This is a genomic window from Bradyrhizobium sp. USDA 4461 (assembly GCF_054055655.1).
Map to the genome: position 1 here is coordinate 4781625 of NZ_JBSRXM010000001.1, position 15182 is coordinate 4796806.

The following is a 15182-nucleotide window of genomic DNA, read 5'->3' on the forward strand; positions in this document are numbered from 1 at the left end:
TTGATGGGGTCTTCCGGCGAACGGTTGTTCGAGGGCGCCGACTGGGATTTCCAGACGTTGCAGCGGATTCACGATGCCTGCGAGAAGATCGCGCGCACCGAGCTCGGGCTCGACGTCTATCCGAACCAGATCGAGGTGATCACGGCCGAGCAGATGCTCGACGCCTACTCCTCGGTCGGCATGCCGCTGTTCTACAAGCACTGGTCATTCGGCAAGCAGTTCGCCTTCCAGGAAGCGTCCTACCGCAAGGGCCTGATGGGTCTCGCCTATGAGATCGTGATCAATTCCTCGCCTTGCATCTCCTATCTGATGGAGGAGAACACGGCGACGATGCAGACGCTGGTGATCGCGCACGCGGCGTTCGGGCACAATCACTTCTTCAAGAACAACTATTTGTTCAAGCAGTGGACCGATGCCGACGGCATCCTCGACTATCTCGAATTCGCCAAGGGCTACATCGCGGCCTGCGAGGACCGCCATGGCCGCGAGACGGTGGAGCGGACGCTCGATGCCGCGCATGCGCTGATGTCGCATGGCGTCGACCGCTATCCCGGCAAGAAGACGCTCGATTTGCGTGCCGAGGAGAAGCGGGCCGGCGAGCGGCGGCAGCACGAGGAAGCCGTGTTCAACGATCTGTGGCGGACGGTGCCGAACACCAAGGCCAAGAGCAAGGCTACCCTCACCGCCGAGCGGCGCCGCGCGCTGCTCGGTCTGCCGCAGGAGAACATCCTCTATTTCCTCGAGAAGACCGCGCCGCGCCTGCAGGGTTGGCAACGCGAGCTCATCCGCATCGTGCGCCACATCGCACAATACTTCTATCCGCAGGGCCAGACCAAGGTGATGAACGAGGGCACCGCGACCTACGTCCATTACCGCATCTTGAATCGGCTGCATCAGCAGGGCCAGATCACCGACGGCAATTTCCTCGAATTCCTGCAGTCGCACACCAATGTGGTGTTCCAGCCGGAATTCGACGACCGACGCTATTCCGGCTTCAACCCCTACGCGCTCGGCTTTGCCATGATGCAGGACATCGAGCGGATCGTGAAGGACCCGGAAGACGAGGACCGCGACTGGTTCCCCGATATTGCCGGCAAGGGCGACGTCGAGGGCGTATTGCGCGAGATCTGGAGCAATTACCGCGACGAGAGCTTCATCAACCAGTTTCTCAGCCCGGCGCTGATCCGGCGCTTCCGCATGTTCCACCTGCACGACGATCCGGCCGAAAGCCAGGGGATCAAGGTCGATGCGATCCATGACGAACGCGGTTACCGCCGGGTGCGCCGCGAGCTGGCGCGGCAATACGACGTCGGCTTCGTCGACGCCAATATCGAGGTCGTCGACGTCGATCTCGACGGCGATCGCCGGCTGTTGCTGCGTCACACCACCGTGAAGGGCGCCCAGCTCAACGAGACCGACACGCGGCGCGTGCTGCAGCATCTCGCCGATCTATGGACCTACGACGTCGCGCTGACCGAAGTCGACGGCACCGACAAGGTGCTGAAGGAATACGTCGTCAGCCCGCGCGCGGCGGCGGTTGCGGCGTGAGGATGTCGCGTTCGCGGAGATGAGCGCGGCACAGGCCGCCGCGCGGAATGCAAGTCTCGCTCGGCGAACCTCTCGGCACATCTGCGAATTTTGAAGCTGCATCACGTTCCGCGAAAACGTGATGCAGGCATGCGGACATGGCACGGAGACGTTCTTGGTGATTGTCTGCGCGGGCGCGATGGATAATGTGCGCCGCGTCAAGAAAACCAAGAAAAGGATACGCTCTTGTCAACTCGCTCCCGCCTGGCGGGCCTGCTCGCCGTCACCGCCCTCACGGCCTCGTCGATCTCGCCATCCATCGCAGCCGAAGACGCGATCAAAATCGGAAACACCGCGCCCTATAGCGGCCCGGCATCGGCCTACGGCACCATCGCGCGGGCCGAAGCCGCGTATTTCCAGATGCTCAACGATCAGGGCGGCATCAACGGCCACAAGATCGAGTTCGAGAGTCTCGACGACGCCTATTCGCCGTCGAAGACGGTCGAGCAGACCCGCAAGCTGGTCGAGCAGGACGAGGTGCTCGCGATCTTCAGCGCGGTCGGCACCGCACCCAATATCTCGGTGCAGAAGTATCTCAACATCAAGCACGTGCCGCAGCTGTTCGTGTCGTCCGGCGCGACGCGGTGGAACGATCCGAAGCAATTTCCGTGGACGGTCGGCTTCAATCCGACCTACGAGCTCGAAGGCAAGCTCTACGCGAAGTACATCCTGAAGACCAAGCCGGATGCCAAGATCGCCGTCATCACGCCGAACGAGGACGCCGGCAAGGACTATCTCAGGGGCTTCAAGGACGGACTCGGCGAGCATGTCGGCCAGATCGTCGCGGAGACCACGTATCTCACGACCGATCCAACCATCGACTCCCAGATGGTGACGATGCGGGAGTCCGGCGCCGACGTGTTCTTCGCCGAGGCGACGCCGAAATTCGCGGCGCAAGCGCTGCGCAAGGCGGCGAGCATGGGCTGGAAGCCGCTCACCATCCTGCCGACCGTCTCCAACTCCGTCTCGGCGGTGCTCGAGCCGGCCGGGCTCGAGAACGTCATCGGTGTCGTGACCGGGCTCTATCTGAAGGACCCGACCGATCCGCGCTGGGCCGACGATCCCGCGCAGCAGGAGTTTTCCGCCTGGATGAAGAAGTATCAGCCGAATGCGAGCGCGGGCGATCTGTTCAACGTGCAGGGCTACACGGTCGCGCAGGTCATGGCGGCGGTGCTGAAGAACTGCAACGGCGATTACAGTCGCGACAACATCATCAAGCAGGCGACCAATCTGAAGCCGCTGGCACTGCCGATGCTGCTGCCGGGCATCAAGGTGCAGACCGAGCCCGACAATGTGACGCCGATCCGCCAGATCCAGATGGCGCGATTCGACGGCAAGTCCTGGGCGCTGTTCGGCGAGGTGCTGAGCGACAGGTAGCCGTCACGAACTCCGCTGTCGTCCCTGCGAAAGCAGGGAGGTGGATTCACACTCGAAGTGCAACACTTGAGAGAAGGCCTCGAGAGGGGTTTGGAAGTCAAGGCATTTGCGCGGGGTGTTGTTGTAGGCGTTGATCGACTGGCGGAGGCGGCGCGTCGGGAAGGTCGCGAGATCGGTTTTGCGTGGAATGAAGCGGCGCATCCGACCGATCGCATTCTCGATGCCGCCCTTCTGCCAGGGCGCGTGCGGATCGCAGAAGAAGGTCTCGATCGCGAGGCGGTGCAGCTCCAGGTGACAGGCGAACTCGGTCCCATTGTCGAAGGTAACGGTCTGGCACAGGCCTTCCGGCAAGGCAGCAAACAAGCGGACGAGATGACGGGCGATACCGCGCGCGAGCTTGCTGGCGATGCGGATGCCGAGCAGCAGGCGCGAGGTGCGCTCGTGCACGGTCAGGATCGCCTGACCGTATTTGGAGAACATCATCAGGTCGGCTTCCCAATGACCGGGGGCATTGCGATCGGCGGCCTCGATAGGCCGTTTGTTCAAGGAAACACGGCCTTCTATGAAGCTTGCGGGACTGCCGCCCTTCTTGCCGCGGTAGCCGCGTTTGCTCTTGCCGCGTGGCAGATAACGCCGCCAGCTGAAGTCCGAGGTGCGTCGGATCTGGGCGTATATGAAGCGGTAGATGGTCTCGTGGGAGATCACCTTGCGGCCGTGTTCGCGGGCCAGCCGGCCCGCGACCTGCTCGGGCGACCAGCCCCGACCAAGGCGCTCCAAGACCGCGCGGCGCAGGCCGGGCTCCCGTTCGAGGCGTACGCCCGTCCAGCGCCGCGCTCGCATCTGTTGCTGGGCATAGCTGGGTTTGTAGCCGACCTGGGCGCCAGAATTGCGGTTCAGCTCCCGAGAGATCGTTGATGGCGAGCGATCCAGAGCTGCCGCGATTTGCCGCACCGAGCTGCCATTGGCTGAAAGCCGGGCAATCTCGCATCGCTCGTCCAGGGATAGCTGCTCGTAACTCCGCCCCATCGCAACACCTCCTCAAGGAAGTGTTGCACTTCGTTTGTGAACTCAGGGGACCCATACGCCGTGCCCTCAGTTGTAAACGGGATTCGTTGTTCCAGCGCAGCTCGACAATCTGCATCGGTGGTTATGGGTCCCTGCTTTCGCAGGGACGACATAGAGCTTGTTGCACATCCCTGCCGCGTATTGTGACGGCGAGAATTCGAACTTACCGCAGGCTGGCGTTGATCTTGTCCAGCACGGCCGAGCCGGGGCAGAGCGCCTGTTCATCCAGCGTGTTGAGCGGCGTCTCGACGGTGTCGAGATGGGTATGCAGGTCTTCGGCGTCCGGATCGACGTAGAGCAGACCGGTGACGATCTGGCCCTTGGCCGCGTGCTTCTGCAGGAAGGTCTGGGCGCCGAGCCGATCGTGCGGATCGTAGTCGGCATCGAGCTTGCGCAGCGCGAGCCTGGAACCGTCATGCTGCTCGACCACCTGCACGGTGCCCGGCGCATAGTCGACGCTGATCGGATCGCGGCCGACCAGCACGTCGAGCCGGTTCACCGCGTCATTGTGCTCGCGAACATAGTCGAAGCTCTTGGTCGAACCGGCGTGATTGTTGAAGGCGATGCAGGGGCTGATCACGTCGATGAAGGACGCGCCCTTGTGCCGGATCGCAGCCGCGATCAACGGAACCAGTTGCGTCTTGTCGCCGGAGAAGCTGCGCGCCACGAAGGTGGCGCCGAGTTGCAGCGCGATCGCGACCAGGTCGATCGCGTTGTCGGTGTTGGTGACGCCCTTCTTGGACTTCGAGCCGCGGTCGGCGGTCGCCGAGAACTGGCCCTTGGTCAGGCCGTAAACGCCGTTGTTCTCGACGATGTAGGTCATGTTGACGGCGCGCCGGATCGAATGCGCGAACTGGCCGAAGCCGATCGAGGCTGAGTCGCCGTCGCCGGAGACGCCGAGATAGATCAGGTAGCGGTTGGCGAGGTTGGCGCCGGTCAAGACCGACGGCATGCGGCCGTGTACCGAGTTGAAGCCGTGCGAATTGCCGAGGAAATAGTCCGGGGTCTTCGACGAGCAGCCGATGCCGGAAATCTTCGCCACCCGGTGCGGCTCGATCGAGAGCTCGTAGCAGGCCTCGATGATCGAGGCGGTGATCGAATCGTGGCCGCAGCCGGCGCACAGGGTCGAGATCTTCCCCTCGTAGTCGCGATGGGTATAGCCCAGCTCGTTCTTCTTCAGGCCGGGATGATGAAACTTCGGCTTTGCAATGTACGTCATGTCACGGCCTTGCGGAGAGGGGTCACCTTGAGATGATCCTGGTGGTCGCCGATTGCGCCCGCGATGAAGCGAGCGGTGATCGGCGTGCCGTCATAGTGCAGGATCGGCACCAGCCTGACGGGATCGATGCCGTTCTCGTTGACGATCAGCTGGCGGAGCTGGCCGTCGCGGTTCTGCTCGACCACGTAGACGAAGTCGTGGTCGGCGATGAAGCTCGCGACGCTGGAGTGGAACGGGAAGGCGCGGATCCGCATGCGGTCGAGCTGGTGGCCGCGCGCCTCCAAAATCCCGATCGCCTCGTCCATCGCCGGCGAGGTCGAGCCGAAATACAGCACGCCGTATTTGGTCGGCTTGGCCGCATTGGCTTGCAGCGGCCGTGGCACCATGTCCTGCGCGGTCTCGAACTTGCGCACCAGGCGCTGCATGTTATCGGCGTAGACGGCGCCTTCCTCGGAATAGCGCGCGTAGCGGTCGCGCGAGGTGCCGCGGGTGAAGTAGGAGCCCTTGGTCGGATGCGTGCCGGGATAGGTGCGATAGGGGATGCCGTCGCCGTCGACGTCGAGATAGCGGCCGAAATCGCGGCCTTCTTCGAGCATCTCCGCCGTCATCACCTTGCCGCGGTCGTATTGCTTGGCGTCGTCCCATTTCAGCGGGCGGCACAGCCGGTGGTTCATGCCGATGTCGAGATCGAGCATCAGGAAGATCGTGGTCTGCAACCGCTCGGCGAGATCGAAGGCAGCGGCGGCGAACTCGAACGCCTCGGCCGGATCTTCCGGGAACAGCAGCACGTGCTTGGTGTCGCCGTGCGAAGCATAGGCACAGGCGATCACGTCGCATTGCTGGGTGCGGGTCGGCATGCCCGTGGAGGGGCCGGCGCGCTGGATGTTCATGATCACGGCCGGGATCTCGGCGAAATAGGACAGGCCGATGAACTCGGTCATCAGCGAGATGCCGGGACCCGATGTCGCGGTGAAGGCGCGCGCGCCGTTCCAGGAGGCGCCGATCACGATGCCGATCGAGGCGAGCTCGTCCTCGCCCTGCACGATGGCGTATTTCGCCTTGCCGGTCTCGGGGTCGTGGCGGTACTTCTTGCAGTGGCTGGTGAAGGCTTCCGCCACCGACGACGACGGCGTGATCGGATACCAGGCGCACACGGTGGCGCCGCCATAGACGGCGCCGAGCGCGGCGGCGCTGTTGCCTTCGATGAAGATGCGGTCGCCGACCTTGTCGGACTTCTTCACCCGCAGCCCGAGCGGGCTTTTCAGGTTCTGCAATGCCCAGTCGCGGCCGAGATGCAGCGCATGGACGTTGGAGGACAGCAGCTTCTCCTTGCCCTTGTACTGCTCGCCGATCAACTGTTCGACCAGCTTGGGATCAAGGTCGAGCAGCGCGCACAGCGCGCCGAGATAGATGATGTTCTTGAACAGCTGGCGCTGCCTGGGATCGGTGTAGGTCGAGTTGGTGATCGCGGTCAGCGGCACGCCGATGACGGTGATGTCCTCGCGAAATTTCGACGACGGCATCGGCTTGGTCGAATCGTAGAACAGATAGCCGCCGGGCTCGATCGAGGCGATGTCCTTGTCCCAGGTCTGCGGGTTCATCGCCACCATCATGTCGACGCCACCACGGGCGCCGAGATGGCCGTCCTCGGTGACGCGCACCTCGTACCAGGTCGGCAGGCCCTGGATGTTGGAGGGGAAGATGTTGCGTGGGCTGACCGGCACGCCGTGGCGCAGGATCGAACGCGCGAACAGCTCGTTGGCGGAAGCCGAGCCCGAACCGTTGACGTTGGCGAAGCGGACGACGAAGTCGTTTACGCTGCTGATCGGGCTTTGGACTGACATGTTGATCCCGCTTGAACCATATCGATAAGGTACTTCTGCATGTCCCAGGCGCCGGTCGGGCAGCGCTCGGCACACAGTCCGCAATGCAGGCAGACGTCTTCGTCCTTGACCATGACCCGGCCGGTCTTCAGGTCGCCGGAAACGTACAGCGCCTGGTCGTGATGCGGCGAGGGCGCCTTCAGGCGCTGCCGCAAATCATCCTCTTCGCCGTTCTGGGTGAAGCTGATGCAGTCCATCGGACAGATGTCGACGCAGGCGTCGCATTCGATGCAGAGCGGCGCGGCAAACACCGTCTGCACGTCGCAATTCAGGCAGCGCTGCGCTTCGCCGAGCGCGAGCTTGAGGTCGTAGCCGAGCTCGACCTCGGTGCGGATGTCCTTCAGCGCGACCACCTTGTCGCGATGCGGCACCTTGAACCGCTTGTCGGCGGAGATGTCGTTGTCGTAGCTCCACTCATGGATGCCCATCTTCTGGGAGGAGACGTGCACCTCGGGCAGCGGACGCTCGTTGATGTCCTCGCCGGACAGCATCTTGTGAATCGACAGCGCGGCATCATGGCCGTGCGCCACCGCCCAGATGATGTTCTTCGGGCCGAACGCCGCGTCGCCGCCGAAGAACACCTTCGGATTGGTCGAGACGAACGTCTTGGGATCGACCTTGGGCATGTGCCACTTGTCGAATTCGATGCCGCAATCGGCTTCGATCCAGGGGAACGCATTCTCCTGGCCGACCGCAACGAGCACGTCGTCGCAGGGGATTGTCTCGTCCGGCTCGCCCGAGGGCACCAGATTGCGCCGGCCCTTGGTGTCGTACTCGGCCCGCACCTTCTGGAAGGTGACGCCGATCAGCTTGCCGGCGACGTGCTTGAACGCCACCGGCACCATGTAGTTGAGGATCGGGATGTCCTCATGGATGGCGTCTTCCTTCTCCCACGGCGAGGCCTTCATCTCCTCGAAGCCGGAGCGGACCACCACCTTGACGGCCTCGCCGCCGAGGCGGCGCGCGGTGCGGCAGCAATCCATCGCGGTGTTGCCGCCGCCGAGCACGATGACGCGGCGGCCGATCTTGTCGACATGGCCGAACGACACGTTGGCCAGCCATTCGATGCCGATATGGATGTTGGCGGCGGCCTCCTTGCGGCCGGGAATGTCGAGCTCGCGGCCGCGCGGCGCGCCGCTGCCGACGAAGATCGCGTCGTAGTTCTCGGCGAGCAGCTGCTTCAGGCTGTCGACGCGTTGGCCGCCCTTGAACTCGACGCCGAGGCCCAGGATGTAGCCGGTCTCCTCGTCGATCACGCTGTCGGGCAGGCGGAATTTTGGAATCTGGCTGCGCATCATGCCGCCGGCCTTGGGATCGCCGTCGAACACGGTGCAGTGATAGCCGAGCGGCGCGAGATCGCGCGCGACGGCGAGCGAGGCGGGGCCGCCGCCGATCAGCGCGACGCGCTTGCCGTTCTTCGGCGCAGGCTTCGGCAGGCGATGCTTGATGTCGTCCTTGAAGTCGGCGGCGACGCGCTTCAGGCGGCAGATCGCGACCGGATTGTCCTCGACCCGGCCGCGGCGGCACGCGGGTTCGCACGGACGGTCGCAGGTGCGCCCGAGAATGCCGGGGAACACGTTGGACTTCCAATTGATCATGTAGGCGTCGCTGTAACGCCCCTCAGCAATCAACCGGATGTACTCGGGAACGGGGGTGTGTGCGGGGCAGGCCCATTGGCAATCGACTACTTTATGAAAGTAATCCGGCGCCGAGATATCAGTCGGTTTCATTCCTACCTTTGACCCGCGCGAAAATGCCTGACCGCGCGGCCTTATCGTTGACGACGAACGCTCATGTTGGCGTTGTTCTGGTTTTTGAATTGGATCATAGGCTTATCTTATTAGAGCCGTTCCAGAGAAGGCAAAGGCTAAATTGTCCGATCATCTGCTTTCGCGCGGCTGATGTGCGCTCAGCGTTAATCTCGATCGCGTTATGCGGCGGTGCAGCATGACTGCACCGCCAAGTCGTTTGTCAGCTCCGCGGCAGGTCGCTCTTCGCGATGTCCCACAACAGCCTGTAGACGCCGCTGGTGACCACCAGCGGCTTCAAGGCTGCGTTGCCGGTGATCGCTGACAAGGCAGCAGGCACCGCGCTGACGTCAGTGGCGTCGATCAGCACGAACCAGTCGCCGGCGCCGGGATCGGCCTTGTCGGCATCCGGTGTCAGCGGCTTCGACAGCACGGGATCGTTTTCCAGCAGGTGCATCGAGATGATGCCGTCGCGCGCGGCCGGATCGAGGTGTTCCCGCAATGCAGTGCGGAGTTTGTCGGCGCCATCGGCCGGCGGGCGCAGGCGGATGATGCCAAGCGCCGCGCCCCGGCCGACGCCGCGGCTGATCGTGATGCGGGCCACGCCGCGGATCATGTTCTGAAAGCGTGCGATGTTGGCCTTCGACCAGTCGGTCTGGTTGGCGAGCGCTTTGCGGTAGGCCGGGCTCTCGAGCACATCGAAGGTCGCGGTCGAATACAGGCTCAGATATTTCGGCTTGCCGTCATCGGCGACGTAGCGACGGGCTTCGAGGAATCCGTCGATCGCGACCCGTTCTTCAAGATGCTCGCGGTCGTACCAGCGGTTGAATTCAGCTTCGTGTAAGCTGTCGATATCCATCGAGGTCAGCAGCATGCCCTGTCCGGCGATTGGCATCGAGTGCTCCTTTTTTGCCTGTTTTATCTGCACAATATCGCTGACCCGCGCGGGCCAGGGAAGCCGGTTCCTGCTGCCCGGCAGCGTGCAGACCAAGGATTGCCACAATTGCCGCAATCCTGTTCAGCGCGCATTCACGGAAGTAGCATTTTCATCCGACACGCCCGTTTCCGGGAAGAAAAAAGGACAGCCGCCATGGCGCGAATTTTGTGGGCATTGATTGTCGGCCTGGTGTCGCTCGCGTCACTTCCCGCCCATGCGGAGGATCAGGAGAAGCGCCTCGCGCTCGTGGTTGGCAACGGCGCCTATCAGGCCGGCGCGCTGCAAACCGCCGCGAACGATGCCGGGTTGATCGCGCAGACCTTGCAGGCCGCCGGTTTCGACGTGGTCGGGGCGCGCGATCTCGATGCCGAGACGCTGCGCAAGTCGTTCCGCGATTTCATCCAGAAGGTGCAGGACGCGGGACCCAATGCGGTGGCCTTCGTCTATCTCTCCGGTTACGGCGTGCAGCTCACCGGCGAGAACTACTTCGTGCCGGTCGACGCCAAGATCGCCCGCGACACCGACGTGCCGGTCGAGGCGATCCGCATCTCGGATTACAGCCATCAGCTCTCGGCGCTGCCGATCAAGGCCGGCGTGATCGTGCTCGATGCAGCGCGCAGCAATCCCTTCGCCAAGGACGGCCAGCCGCTGGCCGGCGGTCTTGCGCTGGTCGATCCCGATCCGAAGATGCTGATCGCCTTCAATTCGGCGCCCGGCACCGTCGCGCCTGACGGTGCGCCGCCTTACGGGCCGTACGCGCAGGCGCTGGCGGAAATGATCCGCGCCGGCGGCCTGACCTTGCCCGAGGTGTTCGACCGCGTTCGCCTGCGCGTCAACGAAATGACCAAGGGCGCCGAGATCCCGTGGAACGCGCAGAAGGTCGATGCGCCCTTCATGTTCTTCGAACGCAAGCCGGATGCCCCGCCGCAGCAGGTCGATGCCGGACTGCGCAGCAAGCCGATCCGCGATTTCCCGGCGCAGGACGCCTATGCGGCGGCGCTCGAGCGCGACACGCTGCAAGGCTACGAGGATTATCTGCAGGCCTATCCGACCGATCCGCTGGCCAAGCGGGTGCGCGCGATCGTGGCGGCGCGGCGCGAGGCGATCACCTGGCGGCGCACCTACAATGCCGATACTCCCGATGCGTACTGGTCGTATCTGCGGCGCTATCCGCGCGGGCCGCACGCCTATGACGCCAGGCGCCGGCTCTCCTATCTCTCGGCCGCGCTGGAGCCGCCGCCGCAGTTCACGGCGCTCGACTACGACGTGCCGCCGCCGCCGCCCGACGAGATCGTCTATGTCGACCGTCCGGTGCTGTACTACAGCGATCCGGTGTTCGCCTTCGCGCCGCCGCCACCGCCGCCGGTGTTCTTCCTGCCGCCGCCGCCGCCGGACTTCGTGGTGCTGCCGCCGCCGCCGCCGCCGATCGGCCTGTTCGTGCTGCCGACGCCGTTCTTCGTGGCGATGCCGGCCTATGTCGCCGCGCCGGCCTATGTGGTGCCGCCGCAGAACAACATCGTGTTCAACAACATCCACAACACGACGGTGATCAACACGGTCATCAACAACCCGAACCCGACGCCGGCGCAGCTCCGTGCCGCCGGCGTGACGGCGGCGATGGGCGGTGCACCGGTCACCGCGGCACCGCAACTGCCGGCGGCGGCGGCGCAGCGCGCCAACCTCGCACCGCCGGCCGGTCGGCAAGGCGTCACGCCTGCGCAGGGCGCGGCGATGGGAGCGCCGGGCGCTGCACCGAACGCACCCGCCGCGCCGAACGCAGCGGCCGCGCCGAACGCGATGGGCGCACCGACTGCGCATACGCTGCCGGGCGCGAAGAATGGACCGCCGCTGCCGCAGTCGGCGACCGCGCCGGCCAATCCCGCGCAACAGCATGGCGCCGTGCAGCCGGGCACCACGCAACCCGGTACGACGCAGCCTGGCACTGCGCAATCCGGCGCAAAGCCGAACGCGCTGACGCCCGCCAAGCCTGCGACGGCGATGGCGCCTGCCAACGCGCAACCTGCTGCCCCGACCAAGCCCACCGCTGGCCCGGCGACAAACGCGCCGGCTTCGCCCGCGACCGCCGGCAAGCCGGAAAGGCAACAGCTCAACCGGGCCGCGACCGCGCCGACCGGCAATGTGAAGCCTGCCACGGCCCCGCCGCCGACGAACCGCGCGACATCGGTGCGGCCGACGCCGGCGGCGCGTCCGGCGCCCGCGCGTGCCGCGGTGTCGCCGCCGCCGGTCTCCCGGCCTGCGCCACAGCGGGCCGCCCCGCCGCCGCGCCCCGCACCTCCGCCGCCCCGCGCGGCAGCCGTTGCGCCACGTCCGGCACCCGCACCGGCGCCGCGCGCCGCGCCGCCCCCACCGCGGCCGGCGATGCAGGCGCAACGCGCGGCTCCGCCACCGCGGCCGGCGGCGCCGCCAAGGCCCGCGGCACGCGCCGCGCCGGCCTGTCCTCCCGGCAAGTGCAAACCCTGAGGGCATGACACCATGAGCCGAGCAGGTCAGCCTTCATGAGCATCACGGCCATACTCGGATCGCGGGCAGTCGCGAAACTGGTGATCGGTGCGATCGCGGGGCTGGTGGCGTTGCACCAGCCGGCGCGGGCGGCCGAACTCACGGCGCAGGACATCGCGCTGCTCGATCGCCTGACCTGGGGCGTCAGCGCCTCCAGCGCGGCGCATCTGCGCGAGATCGGCACCGAGCGCTGGTTGCAGGAGCAGTTGCATCCGGCCGCCTCCGTATTGCCGGCTGCCGTGCATGCGCAGATCGAGGCGATGCCGGACGTGCATCGCTTCCCGTTCGATATCGCGGTGACCTTCGACCTGCAGGCCAAGTCGGCCAACCAGGTCGCCGACCCGGAGCAGCGCCGGGCGGCGCAAACGGTGTTTCAGCAGGGGATGAACGATCGCGTCAAGCAGGCCGCCGCCCGCACCATCCTGCGCGCGCTCTATGCGCCGGATCAGCTCCGCGAGCGGATGACCTGGTTCTGGTACAACCACTTCAACGCGTTTCAGTACAAGGCCATGATCCGCGTGCTGATCGGCGACTATGAGGATCACGCGATCCGCGCCAACGCACTCGGCAAATTCCGCACCCTGCTGTCGGCGACGCTGCATCACCCGGTGATGCTGCGCTATCTCGACAATGCCGACAACGCGGCCGGCCACCTCAACGAGAACTACGCCCGCGAGATCATGGAGCTGCATACGATGGGCGTCGGATCCGGATACAGCCAGGCCGACGTCGAGGCGCTGGCGCGGATCCTCACGGGTGTCGGCGTCGACTTCGCATCGCAGGATCCCAAGCTGAAGCCGGAGCTGCAGTCCCAGCTCGTTCGGGAAGGCGGCTTCGAGTTCAATCCGGCGCGCCATGACTATGGCGACAAGACCTTCCTCGGCCATCAGATCAAGGGCCGGGGCCTCGCGGAGGTCGACGAAGCCCTCGACATCCTCTGTCATCACCCGGCAACCGCGGCGCACATCTCGAGGCAGCTCGCCACCTACTTCGTATCCGACAACCCGCCCGAGGCGCTGGTGCAGCGCATGGCACAGACCTTCCAGCAGACCGACGGGGATATCGCGGCCGTGATGTCGACGCTGGTGCATGCGCCGGAGTTCACCGCGACGCTGAAGGATGGCGCCAAGTTCAAGGATCCCGTGCTCTACGTGATCTCGGCCGTGCGGCTCGCTTACGACACCAAGGTCATCCTCAATACGATGCCGATCCAGGGCTGGCTCAACCGCCTGTCGGAAGGTCTGTTCAACCACGAGACGCCAGACGGCTACTCGATGCTGTCGACGGCCTGGAACGGCCCGGGGCAGATGATGCTGCGGTTCGAGATCGCGCGCGCGATCGGCTCGGGATCGGCCGGGCTGTTCAAGCCGAACGAGCCCAACGCGGTCGACCAGCCGGCGTTTCCGCAGGTCATGAACGGGCTCTATTTCAGCAATCTCAAGCAGACGCTGAGTCCGACCACGCTCGCCGCGCTCGATCAGGCGGTCTCGCCGCAGGACTGGAACACGCTCTTCCTGTCGTCACCCGAGTTCATGCACTGAAAGGGAGGTTCGCCAATGAACCGCCGTGAACTGATCAAGGCCTTCGCTGCGTCCGCTTCGCTCACCGTGGCCGGCCGGGTCTGGGCGGCGCCCGCGACCGATGCGCGCCTGCTCGTGGTGTTCCTGCGCGGCGCCTATGACGCCGCCAACGTGATCGCGCCGGTCGGCAGCGAGTTCTATTACGCCGCGCGCCCGACGCTTGCGGTCGCGCGGCCCGATGCCGGCAATCCGAATGCGGCTCTGACGCTCGACGCCGAATGGGGCCTGCATCCAAGCTTGCGCGATTCGATCCATCCGTTGTGGGCCAAGCGCGAGATCGCGTTCGTGCCGTTCGTCGGCACCAGCGACGACCTCTCGCGCAGTCATTTCGAGACCCAGGACACGATTGAGCTCGGCCAGGCCGTTGGCGGTGGCCGCGACTACCGCTCCGGCTTCATGAGCAGGCTGGCGCATGAACTGGCGCGGGTGAAGCCGATCGCCTTCACCGATCAGCTGCCGCTGATCTTCCGCGGCCAGACCCAGGTGCCGAACACCTCGATCGCAAGCGTCAGCAAGCCCGGCGTCGACGACCGCCAGGCGCAGCTGATCAAGGGGATGTACACGCAGGGCAGTCTCGCCAACTCGGTGTCGGAAGGCTTTCGTGTCCGCGACGACGTCTACAAATCCGTCTCCGAGGAGATGGCGGCGGCGAACCGCGGCGCGGTGTCGCCGCATGGCTTCGAGCTGTCGGCGCGGCGGATCGGGCACTTGATGCGCGAGCAGTTCAACCTCGGCTTCGTCGATGTCGGCGGCTGGGACACCCATGTCGCGCAAGGCGCGGCAACCGGCTATCTCGCCAACCGGCTCGGCGAACTGGGCCGCGGCCTTGCCGGCTTCGCCGAGGAGATCGGGCCTGCGATGTGGCGCGACACCGTCGTGGTCGTGATCTCCGAATTCGGCCGTACCTTCCGCGAGAACGGCAACCACGGCACCGATCACGGCCATGGCAGCATCTATTGGGTGATGGGCGGCGGCATCAATGGCGGGCGCATGGCCGGCGAGCAGGTCAAGGTCGCGGAAGCGACGCTGTTCCAGAACCGCGATTTTCCGGTTCTGACCGACTACAAGGCGTTCTTCGCCGGGCTGATCCAGCGCGTTTACGGCCTGCAGCAGGCAAGCCTCGAGCGCATCTTCCCCGGCATCAAGCCGAAGGATTTGAACCTGGTTTGAGGGGGCACTGACCAAAACAGCGAAACAACCCCATGCAAAGGAGCAGCCAGTATTAAAATACCTACTTGACACGTCGGGCAAATCAACGCTATTTTT

Annotated in this window: 10 protein-coding genes; 5 read left to right on the forward strand and 5 right to left on the reverse strand. The window is 65.0% G+C overall.

The window, feature by feature from the left end:
* Window positions 1-3 precede the first annotated feature (3 nt).
* Both ACVINW_RS22030 and ACVINW_RS22035 read left to right on the forward strand, forming a co-directional pair.
* Window positions 4-1548, forward strand: a complete 1545-nt coding sequence (locus ACVINW_RS22030; RefSeq protein ID WP_456756468.1) for a SpoVR family protein — start codon at window positions 4-6, stop codon at window positions 1546-1548.
* A 225-nt stretch (window positions 1549-1773) separates the two neighbouring features.
* On the forward strand, window positions 1774-2964 hold the full coding sequence (locus tag ACVINW_RS22035) for an ABC transporter substrate-binding protein (RefSeq protein ID WP_456753230.1): 1191 nt from the start codon (window positions 1774-1776) through the stop codon (window positions 2962-2964).
* A gap of 3 nt (window positions 2965-2967) precedes the next feature.
* On the opposite strand, the gene ACVINW_RS22040 is transcribed toward ACVINW_RS22035, so the two are convergent.
* From ACVINW_RS22040 to ACVINW_RS22060, 5 genes are all read right to left on the reverse strand, one after another.
* The gene (locus ACVINW_RS22040) at window positions 2968-3990 is read right to left on the reverse strand and encodes an IS30 family transposase (RefSeq protein WP_456753231.1); all 1023 of its coding nucleotides are present in this window, start codon (window positions 3988-3990) and stop codon (window positions 2968-2970) included.
* A 202-nt stretch (window positions 3991-4192) separates the two neighbouring features.
* Complete coding sequence (locus tag ACVINW_RS22045) at window positions 4193-5248, reverse strand: 2-oxoacid:ferredoxin oxidoreductase subunit beta (RefSeq protein ID WP_456753232.1); 1056 nt, start codon at window positions 5246-5248, stop codon at window positions 4193-4195.
* Complete coding sequence (locus ACVINW_RS22050; protein WP_456753233.1) at window positions 5245-7092, reverse strand: 2-oxoacid:acceptor oxidoreductase subunit alpha; 1848 nt, start codon at window positions 7090-7092, stop codon at window positions 5245-5247. The genes ACVINW_RS22045 and ACVINW_RS22050 overlap by 4 nt, the downstream gene beginning before the upstream one ends.
* Complete coding sequence (locus ACVINW_RS22055) at window positions 7062-8861, reverse strand: FAD-dependent oxidoreductase (protein WP_456753234.1); 1800 nt, start codon at window positions 8859-8861, stop codon at window positions 7062-7064. Before ACVINW_RS22055 ends, ACVINW_RS22050 begins: the two co-directional genes overlap by 31 nt.
* Window positions 8862-9102: 241 nt before the next feature.
* Complete coding sequence (locus ACVINW_RS22060; RefSeq protein WP_456753235.1) at window positions 9103-9774, reverse strand: hypothetical protein; 672 nt, start codon at window positions 9772-9774, stop codon at window positions 9103-9105.
* Window positions 9775-9969: 195 nt separating this feature from the next.
* Here ACVINW_RS22060 and ACVINW_RS22065 point away from each other — a divergent pair, with 195 nt between their 5' ends.
* From ACVINW_RS22065 to ACVINW_RS22075, 3 genes are read left to right on the forward strand one after another with little or no spacing between them, the layout of a single operon-like run.
* Complete coding sequence (locus ACVINW_RS22065) at window positions 9970-12297, forward strand: caspase family protein (protein WP_456753236.1); 2328 nt, start codon at window positions 9970-9972, stop codon at window positions 12295-12297.
* A 35-nt stretch (window positions 12298-12332) separates the two neighbouring features.
* Entirely contained in the window at window positions 12333-13877 is a 1545-nt protein-coding gene (locus ACVINW_RS22070) for a DUF1800 domain-containing protein (RefSeq protein ID WP_456753237.1), read from the forward strand.
* A 15-nt stretch (window positions 13878-13892) separates the two neighbouring features.
* Complete coding sequence (locus ACVINW_RS22075; protein WP_456753238.1) at window positions 13893-15086, forward strand: DUF1501 domain-containing protein; 1194 nt, start codon at window positions 13893-13895, stop codon at window positions 15084-15086.
* Window positions 15087-15182: the final 96 nt, after the last annotated feature.

Coding starts and splice junctions, on each gene's coding strand:
- ACVINW_RS22030 (WP_456756468.1), top strand. CDS start 4: ATGGGGTCTTCCGGCGAACGGTTGTTCGAGGGCGCCGACTGGGATTTC.
- ACVINW_RS22040 (WP_456753231.1), bottom strand. CDS start 3,990: ATGGGGCGGAGTTACGAGCAGCTATCCCTGGACGAGCGATGCGAGATT.
- ACVINW_RS22045 (WP_456753232.1), bottom strand. CDS start 5,248: ATGACGTACATTGCAAAGCCGAAGTTTCATCATCCCGGCCTGAAGAAG.
- ACVINW_RS22050 (WP_456753233.1), bottom strand. CDS start 7,092: ATGTCAGTCCAAAGCCCGATCAGCAGCGTAAACGACTTCGTCGTCCGC.
- ACVINW_RS22055 (WP_456753234.1), bottom strand. CDS start 8,861: ATGAAACCGACTGATATCTCGGCGCCGGATTACTTTCATAAAGTAGTC.
- ACVINW_RS22060 (WP_456753235.1), bottom strand. CDS start 9,774: ATGCCAATCGCCGGACAGGGCATGCTGCTGACCTCGATGGATATCGAC.
- ACVINW_RS22065 (WP_456753236.1), top strand. CDS start 9,970: ATGGCGCGAATTTTGTGGGCATTGATTGTCGGCCTGGTGTCGCTCGCG.
- ACVINW_RS22070 (WP_456753237.1), top strand. CDS start 12,333: ATGAGCATCACGGCCATACTCGGATCGCGGGCAGTCGCGAAACTGGTG.
- ACVINW_RS22075 (WP_456753238.1), top strand. CDS start 13,893: ATGAACCGCCGTGAACTGATCAAGGCCTTCGCTGCGTCCGCTTCGCTC.